The sequence below is a fragment of the Streptomyces sp. NPDC052299 genome, from assembly GCF_040679335.1.
Lineage (GTDB): Bacteria > Actinomycetota > Actinomycetes > Streptomycetales > Streptomycetaceae > Streptomyces.
The window spans coordinates 1-16,453 of record NZ_JBFAUP010000032.1 but is presented as its reverse complement, the minus strand read 5'-3'; the positions used below and the strand labels follow the sequence as shown (position 1 = coordinate 16,453).

The window sequence follows — 16,453 nt, the reverse complement described above, 5'->3', positions numbered from 1 at the left end:
ACTCCATTGCACTAGTGCATACTTTGGTTTGTGCTAGGAGAGTATCGGATCAGTGGACGGCGCGCACAGGAAATTGCCGCCAGCGTCGAGCGCGGGGTCGCTTCGGGCGAGCTGCCGCCGGGTCATGTGCTGCCCCCCATGCGGGAGTTGGCAGCCCGGCTGGAGGTGAATCCGAACACCGTGGCGGCCGCTTACCGCACCCTGCGCGAGCGCGGGGTGATCGAGACCGCCGGTCGCCGGGGCAGCCGGATCAGACCGCGTCCGGCGAGCACCGCGCGCGGTTCGATGCGGGTCGAGGCCCCGCCCGGGGTCCGGGATCTGGGCGACGGCAGCCCCGACCCGGCGCTGCTCCCGCGGCTGGGCGAGGCGTTCGCGTCGGTCGCCGAGGCGTACGCGCGCGAGCCCGGGCTGTACGGTCGGGCGGCCGTGGACCCGGAGTTCGCCGCCCTCGCGCGTGCCGCGATGGACGCGGACGGGGTGCCGGCCGGACCGGTGGCCGCCGCCTCCGGCTCGCTGGACGCGATCGAGCGGGTGCTCAACGCCCACCTCAGGCCCGGTGACCCGGTCGCGGTCGAGGACCCCGGCTGGGGCGGGCTCCTGGACCTGGTGCCCGCCCTCGGCATGCGGCCCGTGCCGATGGCGCTGGACGAGGGCGGGCCGTTGCCGGACGCGCTCGAAGCAGCGCTCCAGGAGGGCGCGCGGGCCGTCGTGATCACGGACCGGGCGCAGAACCCGACCGGGGCCACGGTCTCCGAGGACCGGGCGGAGCGGCTGCGGGCGGTCCTCGCCCGGCATCCGGACGTTCTGCTCATCGAGGACGACCACGGCCACGCCATCGTGGACCAGCCGCTGCACCCGCTGGCCGGGGCCACGGGCCGGTGGGCGTTCGTCCGCTCGGTGGCCAAGGCGTACGGGCCGGACCTGCGGGTCGCGGTGCTGACCGGGGACGCGGTCACGGTGGACCGGGTGGCCGGCCGCCAGCGGCTCGGCCCCGGCTGGGTCAGCCGGCTGCTGCAACGGACCGTGGTGCACCTGTGGAACACCGGCGCCGTGGACTCGCGCGAGGTGGCCCGGTCCTACGCCCGCCGCCGGGACGCCCTCGTCCTGGCGCTGGCGGAGCGCGGTGTGGCGGCGTACGGCCGCAGCGGGATGAACGTGTGGGTGCCGGTGAGCGACGAGACGGGTGCGGTGGCCCGGTTGTTGCAGGCGGGCTGGGCGGTGGCGCCCGGGGCCCGGTTCCGCATCGCCGCGCCCCAGGCGGTCCGGATCACCGTCTCCCCGCTCACCGACGCCGACATCGGGCCGCTGGCCGACGCGGTGGCGGGGGCGGCGGGCCCGGCGAGGCCGCTGAGCTACGGCTGAGGCCGGGCGCGCCGCCTGCTCTGGGTGAGCGCCGCCCCGGCCAGGACGACGAGCGCGCCGACGGGGGTGTTCCAGCTCAGCCGCTCGCCGAGCACGGCCACTCCGGCCGCCGTGGCGATGACCGGGATGAAGTAGGTGACCATCTGCGCGGTCGTCGGCCCGACCTCGTTGACCAGGCCGTACTGGAGCAGCACCGCCAGCCCGGTGCCCAGCGCCCCGAGCGCGACGACGGCCAGGGTGGGCAGGACCGGGAAGCCGCCCGGGACGGTGGTGAACAGCGGGGTGACGATGGCCAGTTGCACGGTGCCCAGGAAGAGCTGGCTGCCGGTGAGCGCGAGGGTCGACGCACCGCTGCCGGCCAGCGTGCGGCGTACGTAGATCCAGCCGACCGGGTAGCTCAGCGAGGCGAGGAGCGCCATGGCGGTGCCGCCGAAGTCCAGCCCGGAGAAGCCCTGCCAGGCGCCGAGCACCGTCAGCACACCGAGGAAACCGAGACCGAGACCGGCAACGCGGCGGCGGGTCGGCCGGTCCTCCGAGAGGGCGACGAGCGAGAGCGCCATGCCCCACAGCGGCGAGGTCGCGTTGCAGATGCCCGCCAGCGTCGACGGGATGGACAGCTCTGCGTAGGCGAACAGGGAGAACGGCAGCGCGTTCAGGAAGAACGCCGCCACCGCCAGATGGCCCCAGGTCCGGACGGAACGCGGCAGCCGCTCCCGCTTCACCGCCATGACCACCGCGAGGACCGCCGTGCCCGACAGGAGCCGCCCCAGGGTCACCTGGAACGGGGCGTACGCGTCGGTGCCCACCTTGATCAGGAGGAAGCTGAAGCCCCAGATCAGCGAGAGCGCCGCGAAGCGCAGCCGCCAGTCCACGGCCGGCCGCCGGGCGGGGGTGGCGGTGCTGACGGAGGTCTGCGGCGCGGACGGGGCCGGGCGCGGCTCGGGGGTGGCTCTCGGGGCGGTCGGGGCGCTCATGGTGACAACGATCGCCGCCCGGACCTCGTAGCACAAGTGAGATTTTGTGCGCTGTTTCACGTAGCATCGCTTACATGTTGAATCTGGAGCGCCTGCGCACCCTCGACGCCCTGGCCAGGCTCGGTTCGGTCAGCGGCGCCGCGGAAGGGCTGCACGTGACGACTTCGGCCGTCTCGCAGCAGATGGCGAAGCTGGAGCGCGAGGTCGGTCAGCAGCTCCTCGCCAGGAACGGGCGCGGGGTGCGGCTCACCGACGCGGGCCGGCTGCTCGCCGACCACGCCGCCCGCATCCTCTCGCAGGTCGAACTGGCCCAGTCCGACATCGAAGCCCAGCGCGGCGAGGTCGTCGGGGAGATCCGGCTCGGCGCGTTCCCCACCGCCGCGCGCGGCCTCTTCCCCGCCACGCTGCTCGCCCTGCGCTCGGGCCACCCCGAACTGCGGGTGCGCACCCTGGAACTGGAGCCGGAGGCCGGCATCCGGGCGGTGCTCCGGGGCGACATCGATCTCGCCGTGGTCCTGGACTGGAGCAACAAGCGGCTCCCGGTGCCCGGCGGCCTGACCCGGGCGGAACTGCTGGACGACGCCCCGGACATCGCCATGCCGGCGGACCACCGGCTCGCCGGTCGCTCCGAGGTGGACCTGGAGGACTTCGCGGACGACGACTGGGTGTCCTGGCCCGAGGGCGAATTCTGTTACGACTGGCTGATGTTCACGCTCCGCTCCAAGGGCATCGAACCGCGCATCGCCCACCTCGCGGGCGAGCACCACACGCAACTCGCCCTGATCGCCGCCGGAATGGGCGTCTGCGTGGCACCCCGGCTGGGGCGGGGGCCGGTGCCCGACGGGGTGCGGCTGGTGCCGGTGCGCCAGCGGATGCGCCGTCATGTCCACGCGGTGTGGCGGACGGACGCGGACCGGCGGCCCTCGGTCCGGGCGGCGGTCGCGGCGCTGCGCGAGGCGGGGCGGGGGCTGGACGACCCCATGGGGCCGGAGAGCTGACGGGCTCGGCCCGCCCGGCCCGTACGACCGTCAGGTCCCCAGCGACCTCCGCAGGAAGTCCCGCTCGAACCGCAGCAGTTCGCCCGCCGTGTGGTCCCGGCCCACCAGGTGACCGGTCCCGGACAACGGCAGGACCGTGTGCGGCCGGCCCGCGGCGAGCAGGGCCGAGGAGAGGCGCAGGGTGTGCGCCACGGTGACGTTGTCGTCGCCGAGCCCGTGCACCAGCATCAGCGGGCGGGTCAGCGACGCGGCCTCCGCCAGCAGCGAATTGCGGTCGTAGTTCTCCGGCAGCACGTCCGGGTGGCCCAGGAAGCGCTCCTCCCAGTGGGTGTCGTACAGCCGCCGGTCCGCCGGGGCCGCGCCCGCCACCGCCGCGTGGAAGACCTCCGGATGCCGGAGCACCGCCGCGGCCGCGAGATACCCGCTGAACGACCAGCCGCGCATCGCCACCCGCGTCAGGTCCAGCTCGGGACGGTCGGCGGCCACCGCGTGCAGGGCGTCGATCTGGTCCTCCAGCACCGCCGTCAGCCGGTCGCCGTGCACCGACTTCTCCCACGCCTCGCCGCGCCCCGGCGTCCCCCGCCCGTCCGTGACGAGGACCGCGAACCCCTGCTCCGCGAACCACTGGGCCACCGCCGTCCACCACGCCCGCACCTTCAGCACGACCTGCATGCCGTGGCCCGCGTACGGACTCAGCAGCACCGGCAGCGGTCCGGCGCCCGGCGCGTGCCAGGACGGCAGGTAGAGGCGGCTGCGCAGCTCGCGCGCGCCGAGACTGAGGGCGAGGGGACGCGGGGTGACGAGCGGTTCCTCGGCCAGTACGGCGATCCGGCCCGCCTCCACGCCGTCCCGCAGCACGGTCACCGCGTGGCCGTCCGGCGTCCGGCTGTCGAGGACCACCACCGGGCCGCCGACCGCGGCGGTGTGCACCCCGGGCGCGCCGGAGACCTGGGCCAGGCGGCCCCCGGCCTCGTCGCAGGACCAGACGTGCACCTCGGTGGGCTCGTCGCCGCCGGTGAAGTACACCCGCCCGCCCGCCGTGCCGAGCACCTCGCGCACCTCCAGGCCCGCGGGCGTCCGGCTGCCGCCGATGTCCAGGCCCTGGGTGTCGCCGCCGGGGCACGCGGGCACGACGAGCGCGCCGGACGGCAGGCGCAGCGGGGTGCCCGGGCGCAGGGCCACCCAGGCGGGGTCGTGAGCGCGGTGCACGGTCCTGGTCTCCCCGGTCGCGCCGTGCACCGCCAGGACGTGCACGGAGCGCTGGTCCCGGGTCTGTACGGAGACCAGGGGCCCCCGGTCGTCCCAGCCCGCCGCCACCACGTACTCGAACGCGCGGTCCGTCCAGGCGGCTTCGGGGTGCCCGGCGCCCGCCGCTTCGGGGAGCCGGACGGCGGTGCGCTCCCCGGAGAGCCGTACGAGGTGCAGCGAGACCTTCGCGTTGGGGGTCCCGGCGGCCGGGTACGCCAGCTCGCGGGGCGGGCGCCCGGGGTGCGCGGGGTCGGTGAGGTAGCGGCGACGGACGCCGGAGGTGTCGGTGCGGGCGACCAGGAGGGCGTCGCCGCGCGGGGACCACCAGTAGCCGCGCGTACGGCCGATGGACTCCTGCGACACGTAGTCGGACAGGCCGTACGTGATGTGGTCGCCGTCGGGGCCGGCGAGCGCGCGGTCGCCGGTGCCGTCCGCCCGCACCGTACGCAGGGCGCCGCCGGAGACGTACGCGATCAGCGAGCCGTCGGGGGAGGGGCGGGGGTCCACGGCGGGCCCGGCGGTCGGCAGGCGGCGGGGCGCGGAGCCGTCCACGGGGACGAGCCAGAGGGTGCCCGCGAGGGCGAAGGCAGCCAGACGCACCGAGGCGTCGGTGGCGTAGGAGACGACGCCGGACGAGGTCTCGTGGGCGCGTTCGCGCCGGGCCCGTTCCTCCGGCGGGATCTCGCCGGAGGCCGCTTCCGCGAAGCCCGGCCCCAGCGGGTCGGCGAGCAGCCGCTCCGCGCCGTTCTCGAACACCCAGAGCCGGCTGACCGGGTCGGTGCCCGACGTGCCCCGGAGGAAGAGGACCCGTTCGCCGTCGGGGGAGACGGTGAACTGCCGGGGCACGCCCAGCGAGAAGCGGCGGGTACGGGCGAACTGGCCGGGGAACGGATCGGCGGGCGAGGCGGCGGGGTCTGTCACCCCGACACCATGACAGGTGCTGCGGTGGGAAAGCCGTCCGGGGCCCGCGGGGGCCCCGGACGGTCGTGATCAGTGCGCCGAGGTCGCGGCGGGCTGGGCCGCCGCCGCCTCCTCCGCCAGGCGCTCCATGCCGCTCTGGGTGCGCAGCGGCTTCTCCTTGATGAAGAGCACCGCGACGAGCGCCAGGAACGCGAAGGGGGCGCCGATCAGGAAGACGTCGGCGGTGGCGACGCCGTACGCGTTCTCCACGATGACGCGCGCCGGCTCCGGCAGCTTGCTGAGTTCCGGGACACCGCCGCCGGTGCCGCCTCCGGCCGCCCCGCCGAAGCCCTTCTTCAGCTCCTCGGCCACCCGGTGACCGAGGACCGCACCCAGGGCGCTCGTACCGATGGCGCCGCCGAGGCTGCGGAAGAACGACAGGACCGAGGTGGCCGCGCCGAGTTCGGAGGCGGGCACGTCGTTCTGGGCGGCCAGCACGAGGTTCTGCATCAGCATGCCGACGCCGACGCCGAGGACCACCATGTAGACGCTGAGCAGGCCGAACGAGGAGTCGGCGCCGATCGTGGAGAGCAGCCCCATGCCCGCGGTCATGATGACGCCGCCCGCGATGAGGAAGCCCTTCCACTTGCCCCGGGCGGAGATGATCTGGCCGGCGACGGTGGTCGAGATCATCAGACCGAGGATCATCGGCAGGCTCATCAGACCCGCGATCGTCGGGGACTTGCCCAGCGAGATCTGGAAGTACTGGGAGAGGAACACGGTGCCGCCGAACATGGCGACCCCGACCAGCAGGCTCGCCACGGTCGTCAGCGCGACGGTCCGGTTGCGGAAGATGCCCAGCGGGATGATCGGCTCCGCCACCCGGGACTCGACCCAGACCGCGGCGGCCAGCAGGACCACACCGGCGGAGACGAGCGCGGCAGTCTGCCAGGACGCCCAGTCGAAGCGGTTGCCCGCGAGGGTCACCCACAGGAGCAGCGAGCTGACGCCGCTCATGATGAGGACGGCACCCACGTAGTCGATCTTCACCTCACGGCGGATCGTGGGCAGCTTCAGGGTCAGCTGGAGCAGCACGATCGCGAGCAGCGCGAACGGCACGCCGATGAAGAAGCACCAGCGCCAGCCCAGCCAGGAGGTGTCGACGAGCACCCCGCCGATCAGCGGGCCTGCGACCGTGCCGACGGCGAAGACGGCACCGAAGATGCCGGAGTAGCGGCCGAGTTCGCGCGGCGGGATGATCGCCGCCATCACGACCTGGGCGAGGGCGGTGAGACCGCCCGCGCCGATGCCCTGCACGACCCGGCTGACGATGAGCAGCCCGACGCTGTGCGAGAAGCCCGCGACCAGCGAGCCGACGACGAACATCGACAGCGAGAGCTGGATGAGCAGCTTCTTGTCGTACAGGTCGGAGAGCTTGCCCCAGATCGGCACGGTCGCCGTCATGGCGAGCAGCTCGGCCGTGACGACCCAGGTGTACGACGACTGGGTGCCGTGCAGGTCGGCGATGATCCGGGGCAGGGCGTTGGAGACGACCGTGGAGGCCAGGATGGCGACGAACATGCCGGCCATCAGGCCCGACATGGCCTGGAGTATCTGGCGCCGCGTCATGCCTGACGCGGACCCCTCGGTCGGACCGGCGGCGCCGGTTTCGGGTGTGACGGCAGCGGTCATCGGCTGACGTTCCTCATTCTCTGGTGACTGGCTCCGCGCCCAGTGGTGCGGCGCGGAGGGTGGTGCGGTGGTGCGGCTCAGCCCTTCAGACCGGCGGCCAGCGAGGCGAACGCCTCGCGGTACAGGCTCTGGAAGGTACGGGTGCGGCCCGTGGCCACCCAGACCTCGACGGCGGCCCGCACGGCGGCGAGGGCCACGTGTGACAGGAGCCGGGGATACAGGTCGGTCTCGGGGTCCTGGCCGAGGCGTTCGGCGACGACGGCGACCATGGCGCTCTCCTCGGCACCCCGGGCGGCCAAGAAGTTGGGGAGCAGGGCCGGGCTCTTCTTCAGCACCTCGAGCTGGAGCTCCCAGCGCTCGTGGTCCTCCTCGATGGAGGCGAGCTCCTGGGCGATGGCCTCGCTGAGGGCGTCGAGCGCGGTCAGTTGCTCAGGGGCGTTGAGCACGGCCCGCCGGGTCCGTTCCGCGTTCTCCTGGACGGGGCGCGTGATCGCGTCCTCCAGGCACGGGAAGTAGTTGAAGAACGTGCGCACGGACACCCCGACGGCGTCGGTGACCGCTTCCACGGTCACGTGCTCGAAGCCGCGGTCGGCGGCCATGCGCAGGGCCGCGTCCGCCAGGGCGTCACGCGTGGCGCGCTTCTTGCGTTCACGCAGCCCGAGGGGCGGGTCGTCGCTCATGAAGGTGCATGCTATGCAATTTTGCAGGCCGGGCAAAATTACGCCCGGACGGCCCCGGAGAAGGCCGTGGCATGGAGCCCCTCTGCTCCCGAGGACGTAGGCAGGGGCCGTCTCACCGGGTGGCAGGCCGCTCGCCGTGCCAGGAGCGCCAGAGGGCGGCATAGGCGCCGTCGGCCTCGACCAGGTCGTCGTGGGTGCCGAGCTCGGTGAGGCGGCCGGCCTCCATCACGGCGACCCGGTCGGCGTCGTGGGCCGTCTGCAGCCGGTGGGCGATGGCGATGACGGTCCGGCCCCGCAGGACGGCGGCCAGGGCCCGTTCCGTGTGGCGGGCGGTCTGCGGATCGAGGAGGGCGGTGGCCTCGTCGAGTATCAGGGTGTGAGGGTCGGCCAGCACCACGCGTGCCAGGGCGAGTTGCTGGGCCTGCGCGCCGTCCGGGCGGTGGCCGCCCGGCCCCAGGCCGGTGTCGAGGCCGTCGGGGAGTTCACGCGCCCAGTCGGCGCCGACGGCGGCGAGCGCCGCGTGCAGTTCGGCGTCGGTGGCGTGGGCGGAGGCGATCCGCAGGTTGTCGCGGACCGTGCCCAGGAAGACGTGGTGCTCCTGAGTGACGAGGACGACGTGCTTGCGCAGCTGGTCGGGGTCGAGGTCGGCGACCGGTACGCCGCCCACCGTCACCGAGCCCGAGCGGGGCGCTTCCACACCCGCCAGCAACCTGCCCAGGGTGGTCTTGCCCGCACCGGACGGTCCCACGACCACCAGGCGTTCGCCGGGCCGGACGGTCAGGTCGACGCCGTGCAGTACGTCGCTCCCGCCGTCGTACGCGTAGTGCGCCCCGGTCACCTCGATCCGGTCGTCGGACGGCTCGCGGGAAGAGGCGGCCGGTGTCCGCGGGGCCAGGCCGAGGCCCTCGACCCTGGCGAAGGAGGCACTGCTGCTCTGTAGCTGCTCCATCTGCTGGAGGATGACGTCCAGGGGCTGGGCGAGCTGACGCAGGTACAGGGCCGAGGCGACCACGGCGCCCAGGCTCATCGCGCCGTGGCTGTGCAGCAGGCCGCCGATGAGCAGGACACCGGCGACGGGAACGACGTAGGAGATGTCGATCGCCGGGAAGAGCACACTGCGCAGGAACAGGGTCCGCTTCCGGGTGGCCCGGCACGCCTCGATCTGTTCCTGGCACGCGGTGATGCGCTGCTCCTGGAGGCCGAGGGCTTCGACGGTGCGAGCGCCGGTCGCGGTCGCCGCGAGCTGTTCCGCGAGCGCCGAGTGGGCGGCCCCTTCGGCGAGGTACGCGGTGAGCGCCCGGCGCAGGTACCAGCGGGAGGCGAGCCAGATGCCGAACAGGCCCACCACCCCGCACGCGCCGAGCAGCGGGTCCACCAGGAAGACCGCGCCGAGGATGAACAGCGCCTGGACCCCGGCGACCAGGATCTCCGGCCCGGCGCTGCGCAGCGTGTGGCCGACCGCGGCGACGTCGGTGGTGCCGCGGGTCATCAGGTCGCCGGTGCCGGCCCGTTCGATCACAGCGGCGGGCAGGGCGAGCGCCCGGTCGGTGAACTGTTCGCGGATGCGGGCCAGGGCCCGCTCGCCGAAGCGGTGGCCGACGTAACTCGCGTGACGCACCAGGACGAGCTGGACCAGCGCGAAGACGAGGATGGCGAGTGCCAGGCGGTCCACGGAGGCCACGGGGGCTCCGGCCCCGACTTCGTCGATGATGCGGCCGAGCAGCCAGGGGCCGACGAGCCCGGCAGCGGCGGCGAGGGCGTTGAGACCGAGCATGACGGCGAACGTCCGCCCGTCGAGCCGCACCAGCCGGAGGGCTGCGCGTCGTATCCGGGACGGCTCGGCGACGGGGAGGGACGACGACGCGGTCATGGTGCGGCCTCCTGGCGGGTGTCGGCGTTCGTACGGCCGGGGTCCTCGTCCCCCGAGCCCCGGGACACCAGGCGGCGGTAGTCGGGCCGGCGGTCCAGGAGTTCGCGATGGGTGCCGACGGCGGCGACCGCTCCGTCGGCCAGGTAGTGCACGGTGTCCGCCTGGTCCAGCAGGAGCGGCGAGGTACCGGTGACGACCGTGGTGCGGCCGGAGCGCGCGGTGCGCAGACGGGCGGCGACGGCCGCCTCGGTGTGCGCGTCGAGGGCCGATGTCGGCTCGACCGCCAGGAGCACCTCGGGGTCGGCCAGCAACGCCCGGACCAGCCGGACGCGCTGCCGCTGGCCTCCGGAGAGGTTGCGGCCCTGCGCCTCGACGGGCGAGTCCAGTCCGCGCGGCAGACCGCGGACGATGTCCTGCGCCACGGCCGCGTGGACGCCCCGGGCGATGGTGTCCTCGTCCACCTCGCGGCCGCCGCAGATCACCTCGCGCAGCGGACCGGCGAACAGGTCCGCCGCGTTGTCCGCGACCAGAATCCGCCGGCGCACCCGCGTCAGGTCGATCTCGTCCAGCCGAATCCCGCCCCAGGTGGCGGCCGACCCGGCGAACCGGCCGAGCCGGTCGACGACCGCCGCGCTCTCCGCGGGACGGGCACTGACCAGCGCGGTCAGCCTGCCGGGCACCACCTCGACCCCGCTCTCCGCATCACGGAGCACGGCCGGGACCTCGGGCCCCTCGGAGGTGGGCTCCTTGTCCGCGGCGTCGGGTCGCAGGGCCAGGAACCGTACGACCCGACGTGCGGCGACCAGCCCGCGCGTGAGGTCGTAGCCACCCTCGATGAAGAACGAGACCGGCACCACCAGCACCGCGGCGTACCCGTACACGGCAACCAACTCGCCGACGGTGATGTCACCCTGGGCGGCCATCCGGGCCGCCGGCCAGGTCACCGCCCCGAGGAACAGGGTGGGCAGGCCGACGCCCAGGGCCTGGATCCAGCTGGTCACCGTACCGACGCGGTACCCCTCCGCCCGCAGCGCCTGCGAGCCGCGCCGGTACCGGTCGGCGTACACCTCCTTGCCACCGATGCCGTTGAGCACGCGCAGCCCGCCCACGATGTCCCCGAAGCGCGCGGCAAGCGAGCCCTGCTGCTCCCGGTAGGCCGCTTCGACGCCCTGCAACCGGCCCAGCAGCGGGCCGACCAGCACCGCGAGCAGCGGAACGCCGAGCAGCACCACCGCGGCGAGCAACGGGGAAACGGTCAGCAGCAACGCGGCCACGGCGGCATAGACGAGGACCGCCCCGACGCCCGGGCCCGTGATGGTCAGCGTCTGGGCGATCACACCGACGTCGCCGAACCCGATCGTCACGACCTCCCCGGCGGTGACCTTGCGCGGCAGCGCTCCGCCCAGCCCGGTCGCGTGCCTGACCACCACCTGTACGGACCGGAACGAGGCGTCGATCCGCACCCTGGTCATCGTCCGGTGCCGCATGATGGCCAGCCACGCGTTCAGCACCCCGGCGCCCACCAGCGCGGCGACCCAGCCGAACAGCGCGGTCCCGTGCCCCGGTTCGAGCCCGTCGTCGATGGCGCGCGACAGGAGGTAGGGCGGCAGCGCCAGGCAGAGCATCCAGGCACTGCCGAAGAACGCACCGGCGGCGATCCGGCGGCGCTGACTGGTGACCAGCCACCACAGGTACCGAAGGGCGCTGCGGTGGTCCGGGGTCCCCGGGTCCGGGCTCGCGTCGCTCATCCGCCTCACAGTAGCGATCGCTGTTCGAATCTTTCGAGTGGGCTGATTCGTCCGCAAAGCCGTAGAACGCGTCGCCGCGCATGCGGTGATCTCAGCAGGGCCTGATCATCCGCGCGATGGAGCTCCGCGAACGGCCGGTGCCACCGGTCGGGCGACACCAGCCGTTCCGCCCGGTCAGGCGCCCGCCCTCCGCTTGTTCCACACGTCGAAACCGACCGCCGCGAGCAGCACCAGGCCCTTGATCACCTGCTGCCAGTCGGTGCCGACCCCGACCAGGTTCATGCCGTTGTTCAGCACCCCGAGGACCAGGCCGCCGATGATGGCTCCCAGGACGGTGCCCACGCCGCCGCTCATCGACGCCCCGCCGATGAACGCGGCGGCGATGGCCTCCAGTTCGAAGTTCACCCCGGCCTTCGGCGAGGCCGCGTTGAAGCGCGCCGCGAAGACGAGACCGGCCAGCGCCGCGAGCATCCCCATGTTGAGGAAGACCGCGAAGGTCACCTTGCGGTCCTTGACCCCGGACAGCTTCGCCGCGGGCAGGTTGCCACCGATCGCGTACACGTGGCGGCCGATGACCGCGTTCCGCATGACGTACCCGAAGCCGACCAACAGCGCGGCCAGGATCAGCAGCACCACCGGCGCGCCCTTGTAGCTCGCCAGCAGCAGGGTGGTGACCAGCACGGCGGCGACCAGCGCCGTCACCTTCAGCGCGAACAGGCTGGTCGGCAGGGTCTCCAGCGTGAACTCGCGCTGCCGCCGGCGGTCCCGCAGCTCCTGGAACACCACGTACGCGGCGAGCCCCAGGCCCAGCAGCAGGGTGATGTTGTGGTAGTTGGTCTCCGGCCCCACCTCGGGCAGGAAGCCGTTGGCGACCCGCTGCATGCCCTCCGGGAAGGGGCCGAGCGTCTGGCCCTTGAGGAAGATCTCCGTCAGCCCCCGGAACAGCAGCATGCCGGCGAGCGTCACGATGAACGAGGGGATGCCGACGTAGGCGATGAAGAAGCCCTGGAGCGCTCCCGCCACGGCCCCGAGGAGCAGGGTGAGGATCACGGCGACCGGCCACGCGACATGGTGCTCGACCATGAGCACCGCCCCGACGCCTCCGACCAGTGCCATCAGGGAGCCCACCGACAGGTCGATGTGCCCCGAGATGATGACGATCATCATGCCGATGGCCAGGATCAGGATGTAGCTGTTCTGGAGCACCAGATTGGAGACGTTGCGCGGCAGCAGCAGGTCGCCCCCCGTCCAGACCTGGAACAGGAGCACGATCAGGCCGAGCGCGAAGAGCATGCCGTACTGGCGCATGTTCCGCCGTACGCCGTCCAGGAGCACCCGGACGACCGGGACTCCCGCTGGGGGCGAACCGCCCTCGTCCGAGGGCGGGTTGACCTTCGTATGGGTGCTGACGTCGGTGCTCATGCCTGGTGTCCTTCGGGTGGTACGGGGGTGGTGTCCTGGGTCATGTGCCGCATCAGCACTTCCTGGGTGGCGTCCTCGCGCCCGACCTCGCCGGTCAGCCGGCCGGCGGCCATGGTGTACACGCGGTCGCACATGCCGAGCAGTTCGGGCAGCTCGGAGGAGATGAAGAGGATCGCCTTGCCCTCGGCGGCGAGCCGGTCGATCACGGTGTAGATCTCGAACTTGGCGCCCACGTCCACACCGCGCGTGGGCTCGTCCAGGACGAGGACGTCCGGACCGGTGAGGATCCACTTGCTGAGGACGACCTTCTGCTGGTTGCCGCCGGAGAGCCGGCCGACCGGTTCGAGGACGTTCGGCGTCTTGATGTTCATGGTCCGCCGGTACCGCTCGGCCACCCTGCGCTCCTCGTGGCCGTCCACCACACCGCGCCGGGCGAGGGAGCCCAGCGAGGCGAGCGAGATGTTGCGGCCCACCGAGTCCCCGAGGTCGAGACCGTAGTGCTTGCGGTCCTCAGTGACGTACGCGATGCCGTGGGCGACCGCCTCGGGCACCGTGCGGGTGCGCACCTCGCGGCCGTCCCTTAGCACGGTGCCCCGCTCGTAATGCCCGTACGAGCGCCCGAAGACGCTCATCGCGAGCTCGGTCCGGCCGGCGCCCATGAGCCCGGCGATGCCCACGATCTCGCCGCGGCGGACCTGGAGCGAGACCCCGTCGACCACCTTGCGGGTGCGGTCGAGCGGATGGCGCACCGTCCAGTCCCTGACCTCCAGGGCGGGCCGGGCGTCGGTCTCGCCGGTGTACGGGGTGCGGTCGGGGAAGCGGCTGTCGAGGTCCCGGCCCACCATGCCGCGGATGATGCGTTCCTCGGTGGTGGCCGGGTCGTTGACGTCCAGGGTCTCGATGGACCGCCCGTCGCGGAGGATGGTGACGGAGTCCGCGATCCGGGCGATCTCGTTCAGCTTGTGCGAGATGATGATCGAGGTGATGCCCTGGTCCTTCAGCTCCCGCATCAGCCGCAGCAGCTTCGCGCTGTCCTCGTCGTTGAGCGCGGCCGTCGGCTCGTCCAGGATCAGCAGCCGGACGTCCTTCGCCAGCGCCTTCGCGATCTCCACCAACTGCTGCTTGCCGACACCGATGTCGGCGACCCTGGTCTCCGGATGGTCGTCCAGGCCGACCCGCTTGAGCAGCGCGGACGCCCGGCGCAGCGACTCGCGCCAGTCGATGATCCCGCGCCGGGCCGGCTCGTTGCCCAGGAAGACGTTCTCGGCGATCGACAGATGGGGGACCAGCGCGAGTTCCTGGTGGATGATGACGATCCCGCGCTGCTCGCTGGCCCGGATGTCCTTGAAGCGGCACGGTTCGCCGTCGAAGAGGATCTCGCCCTCGTAGGAGCCGTGCGGGTGGACGCCGGAGAGCACCTTCATGAGCGTCGACTTGCCGGCCCCGTTCTCCCCGCACAGGGCGTGCACCTCGCCGCGCCGCACGGACAGGGTCACCTCGGAGAGCGCCCTGACGCCGGGGAACGTCTTGACGATGGACCGCATTTCGAGGACCGGGCCGGGCGTGGCGGGGGATTCGGGTGCGGAGGTCACCCGAGCTCCTTGGCGTCGATGTAGCCGGAGTCGACCAGGACCTTGCGGTAGTTCGTCTTGTCGACGCTGACCGGGTCGAGCAGGAACGCGGGCACGACCTTCTTGCCGTTGTTGTACGTCGATTCGTCGTTGACCTCGGGCTTCTTGCCGTCCAGGACCGCCGTCACCATGTCCGCCGCGACCTGGGCCAGGGCGCGGGTGTCCTTGTAGACGGTCTGGGTCTGCTGGCCCGCGATGATCGACTTCACCGAGGCGACCTCCGCGTCCTGACCGGTGACGACCGGGAGCGGCTTGGCCTTGCTCCCGTAGTCGTCGGACTTCAGGGCGGACAGGATGCCGATGGAGATGCCGTCGTACGGGGAGAGCACCGCGTCGACGTGTGCGGTCGTGTACGCGGAGGTCAGCAGGTCGTCCATGCGCTTCTGCGCGGTGCCGCCGTCCCAGCGCAGCGTGGTGACCTGGTTGAGCCGGGTCTGCTTGGAGCGCACGACCAATTGCTTCTTGTCGAAGTAGGGCTTCAGCACCTTCATGGCGCCGTTGAAGAAGTACTTGGTGTTGTTGTCGTCGTTGGACCCGGCGAACAGCTCGATGTTGAACGGGCCCTTCTTCGCGCCGCTCTTCAGCCCCAGCTTGTCGACGATGTACGTGCCCTGCAGCTCCCCGACCTTTTCGTTGTCGAAGGAGGCGTAGTAGTCGACGTGCGGGGAGCCCAGGATGAGCCGGTCGTACGAGATCACGGGGATGTCGGCGTCCGCGGCCTGCTGGAGGACGTTGGACAGGGCCTCGCCGTTGATGGCGGCGATGACCAGCGCGTCCACGCCCTGCGTGATCATGTTCTCGATCTGGGCGACCTGCTGGTCGGGGTCGTCCTCGCCGTACTGGAGTGTGGTCGCGAATCCGGCCTTCTTCAGGCTCGCGGTCATGTTCTTGCCGTCGGCGATCCACCTCTCGGAGGACTTGGTGGGCATGGCGATGCCGATGGTGAGGTCCTTCTTGTCCTTCTCCTCCTGGCTGCCCCCCCTCGCTGTTCTGTCCGCAGGCGGTCAGGAGCAGGGCACAGCCGGTGGTCACCGCCACGAGGGCGGACGCGGCTCGGAAGTTCTTCATGGGCATTACCTGACATTCCCGTAGTGGCGGCGGCCTTGGTGGTGCTCGATTGTTAGCGCTCGCATACGGGGGGTGCAAGGGGCCCTCACGTCATTTCTTGTGCCGACGCGCGGCCGTAACCGGAGGAATGGGAGATAAACGTGTCGCATCCCGTAGGTTCGACCAGTTGAACGCGGTACGCGCGTTCGTGGGTGTCGCCGCCGGGTGGGCCGGGAACGACAAAAGTGCACGCAGCCCTTGCCTCGACTGTTTGTGAGCGCTAACAATCATCGGGGGCTGTTGGTGCCCCGTCCACCCCAGACGAGAGAGACCGCATCGTGACGCCACACGCCTCTTCCGGCCCCGTCGAACGTCATCATCCCGACGCCTGCACGGTCGGGGTGGACTTCGGCACCCTTTCCGGGCGTGCCGTGGTGGTGAGGGTCCGTGACGGTGCCGAGCTCGGCTCGGCGGTGCATGACTATCGGCATGCCGTGATCGAGGAGTGTCTCCCGCTCAGTGGTGTGGTGTTGCCTCCTGACTGGGCGTTGCAGCATCCGGAGGACTGGCGCGATGTCCTGCGTGTTGCTGTTCCGGCGGCGGTGGAGGCTGCTGGGGTGGATCCGGCTTGTGTTGTCGGTATCGCGACGGACTTCACCGCTTGTACGGTTTTGCCGGTCACCGCGGACGGTGTCCCGCTGGCTCTGCTGCCCCAGTGGTGCGAGCGCCCGCATGCCTGGCCGAAGTTGTGGAAGCACCATGCCGCGCAGGGGCAGGCCGATCGCGTCAATGCCCTCGCGCATGAGCGGGGTGAGAAGTGGATCAGCCGGTACGGGGGCAGGATCTCCTCCGAGTGGCAGTTCGCCAAGGCGTTGCAGGTG

10 protein-coding genes and 2 pseudogenes are annotated in these 16,453 nt (G+C 72.0%); 3 read left to right on the top strand and 9 right to left on the bottom strand.

Going from position 1 to position 16,453, the window contains the following annotated elements; translation table 11 throughout:
* Window positions 1-30: 30 nt before the first annotated feature.
* Window positions 31-1,362 (top strand): aminotransferase class I/II-fold pyridoxal phosphate-dependent enzyme, encoded by a 1,332-nt coding sequence (locus AB0L33_RS33360; protein WP_365687336.1) that lies wholly within the window; start codon window positions 31-33, stop codon window positions 1,360-1,362.
* On the opposite strand, the gene AB0L33_RS33355 is transcribed toward AB0L33_RS33360, so the two are convergent.
* Window positions 1,353-2,372 (bottom strand): EamA family transporter, encoded by a 1,020-nt coding sequence (locus AB0L33_RS33355; protein ID WP_365687335.1) that lies wholly within the window; start codon window positions 2,370-2,372, stop codon window positions 1,353-1,355. The two genes, AB0L33_RS33360 and AB0L33_RS33355, sit on opposite strands and share 10 nt — an antisense overlap.
* Window positions 2,373-2,410: 38 nt before the next feature.
* On the opposite strand from AB0L33_RS33355, the gene AB0L33_RS33350 reads away from it, so the two are divergent.
* Window positions 2,411-3,334 (top strand): LysR family transcriptional regulator, encoded by a 924-nt coding sequence (locus AB0L33_RS33350; protein ID WP_365687334.1) that lies wholly within the window; start codon window positions 2,411-2,413, stop codon window positions 3,332-3,334.
* Window positions 3,335-3,364: 30 nt separating this feature from the next.
* Here the strand turns inward: AB0L33_RS33350 and AB0L33_RS33345 are convergent, their stop codons facing one another.
* From AB0L33_RS33345 to chvE, 8 genes and pseudogenes are all read right to left on the bottom strand, one after another.
* On the bottom strand, window positions 3,365-5,503 hold the full coding sequence (locus tag AB0L33_RS33345) for a prolyl oligopeptidase family serine peptidase (protein ID WP_365687333.1): 2,139 nt from the start codon (window positions 5,501-5,503) through the stop codon (window positions 3,365-3,367).
* A gap of 69 nt (window positions 5,504-5,572) precedes the next feature.
* Window positions 5,573-7,174 carry an MDR family MFS transporter gene (locus AB0L33_RS33340; RefSeq protein ID WP_365687332.1) on the bottom strand — a complete coding sequence of 534 codons (1,602 nt, stop codon included), beginning with the start codon at window positions 7,172-7,174 and terminating at the stop codon, window positions 5,573-5,575.
* Between the two features lie 77 nt (window positions 7,175-7,251).
* The gene (locus AB0L33_RS33335; RefSeq protein ID WP_365687331.1) at window positions 7,252-7,854 is read right to left on the bottom strand and encodes a TetR family transcriptional regulator; all 603 of its coding nucleotides are present in this window, start codon (window positions 7,852-7,854) and stop codon (window positions 7,252-7,254) included.
* 112 nt (window positions 7,855-7,966) lie between these two features.
* Window positions 7,967-9,724, bottom strand: coding sequence for an ABC transporter ATP-binding protein (locus AB0L33_RS33330; protein ID WP_365687330.1), 1,758 nt, complete (start codon window positions 9,722-9,724; stop codon window positions 7,967-7,969).
* A complete protein-coding gene (locus AB0L33_RS33325) occupies window positions 9,721-11,472 on the bottom strand; it encodes an ABC transporter ATP-binding protein (protein WP_365687329.1) in 1,752 nt (583 codons plus the stop codon). Before AB0L33_RS33325 ends, AB0L33_RS33330 begins: the two co-directional genes overlap by 4 nt.
* 174 nt (window positions 11,473-11,646) lie before the next feature.
* The gene (gene mmsB / locus AB0L33_RS33320; protein ID WP_365687328.1) at window positions 11,647-12,894 is read right to left on the bottom strand and encodes a multiple monosaccharide ABC transporter permease; all 1,248 of its coding nucleotides are present in this window, start codon (window positions 12,892-12,894) and stop codon (window positions 11,647-11,649) included.
* Entirely contained in the window at window positions 12,891-14,438 is a 1,548-nt protein-coding gene (gene mmsA, locus AB0L33_RS33315) for a multiple monosaccharide ABC transporter ATP-binding protein (protein ID WP_365687357.1), read from the bottom strand. The genes mmsB and mmsA overlap by 4 nt, the downstream gene beginning before the upstream one ends.
* Window positions 14,439-14,482: 44 nt before the next feature.
* Window positions 14,483-15,593, bottom strand: a pseudogene (gene chvE, locus AB0L33_RS33310) (multiple monosaccharide ABC transporter substrate-binding protein).
* Window positions 15,594-15,910: 317 nt separating this feature from the next.
* On the opposite strand from chvE, the pseudogene AB0L33_RS33305 reads away from it, so the two are divergent.
* Window positions 15,911-16,453, top strand: a pseudogene (locus AB0L33_RS33305) (ribulokinase); the annotation flags it as partial.

Coding starts and splice junctions, on each gene's coding strand:
- AB0L33_RS33350 (WP_365687334.1), top strand. CDS start 2,411: ATGTTGAATCTGGAGCGCCTGCGCACCCTCGACGCCCTGGCCAGGCTC.
- AB0L33_RS33340 (WP_365687332.1), bottom strand. CDS start 7,174: ATGACCGCTGCCGTCACACCCGAAACCGGCGCCGCCGGTCCGACCGAG.
- AB0L33_RS33335 (WP_365687331.1), bottom strand. CDS start 7,854: ATGAGCGACGACCCGCCCCTCGGGCTGCGTGAACGCAAGAAGCGCGCC.
- AB0L33_RS33330 (WP_365687330.1), bottom strand. CDS start 9,724: ATGACCGCGTCGTCGTCCCTCCCCGTCGCCGAGCCGTCCCGGATACGA.
- AB0L33_RS33325 (WP_365687329.1), bottom strand. CDS start 11,472: ATGAGCGACGCGAGCCCGGACCCGGGGACCCCGGACCACCGCAGCGCC.
- mmsB (WP_365687328.1), bottom strand. CDS start 12,894: ATGAGCACCGACGTCAGCACCCATACGAAGGTCAACCCGCCCTCGGAC.
- mmsA (WP_365687357.1), bottom strand. CDS start 14,438: ATGCGGTCCATCGTCAAGACGTTCCCCGGCGTCAGGGCGCTCTCCGAG.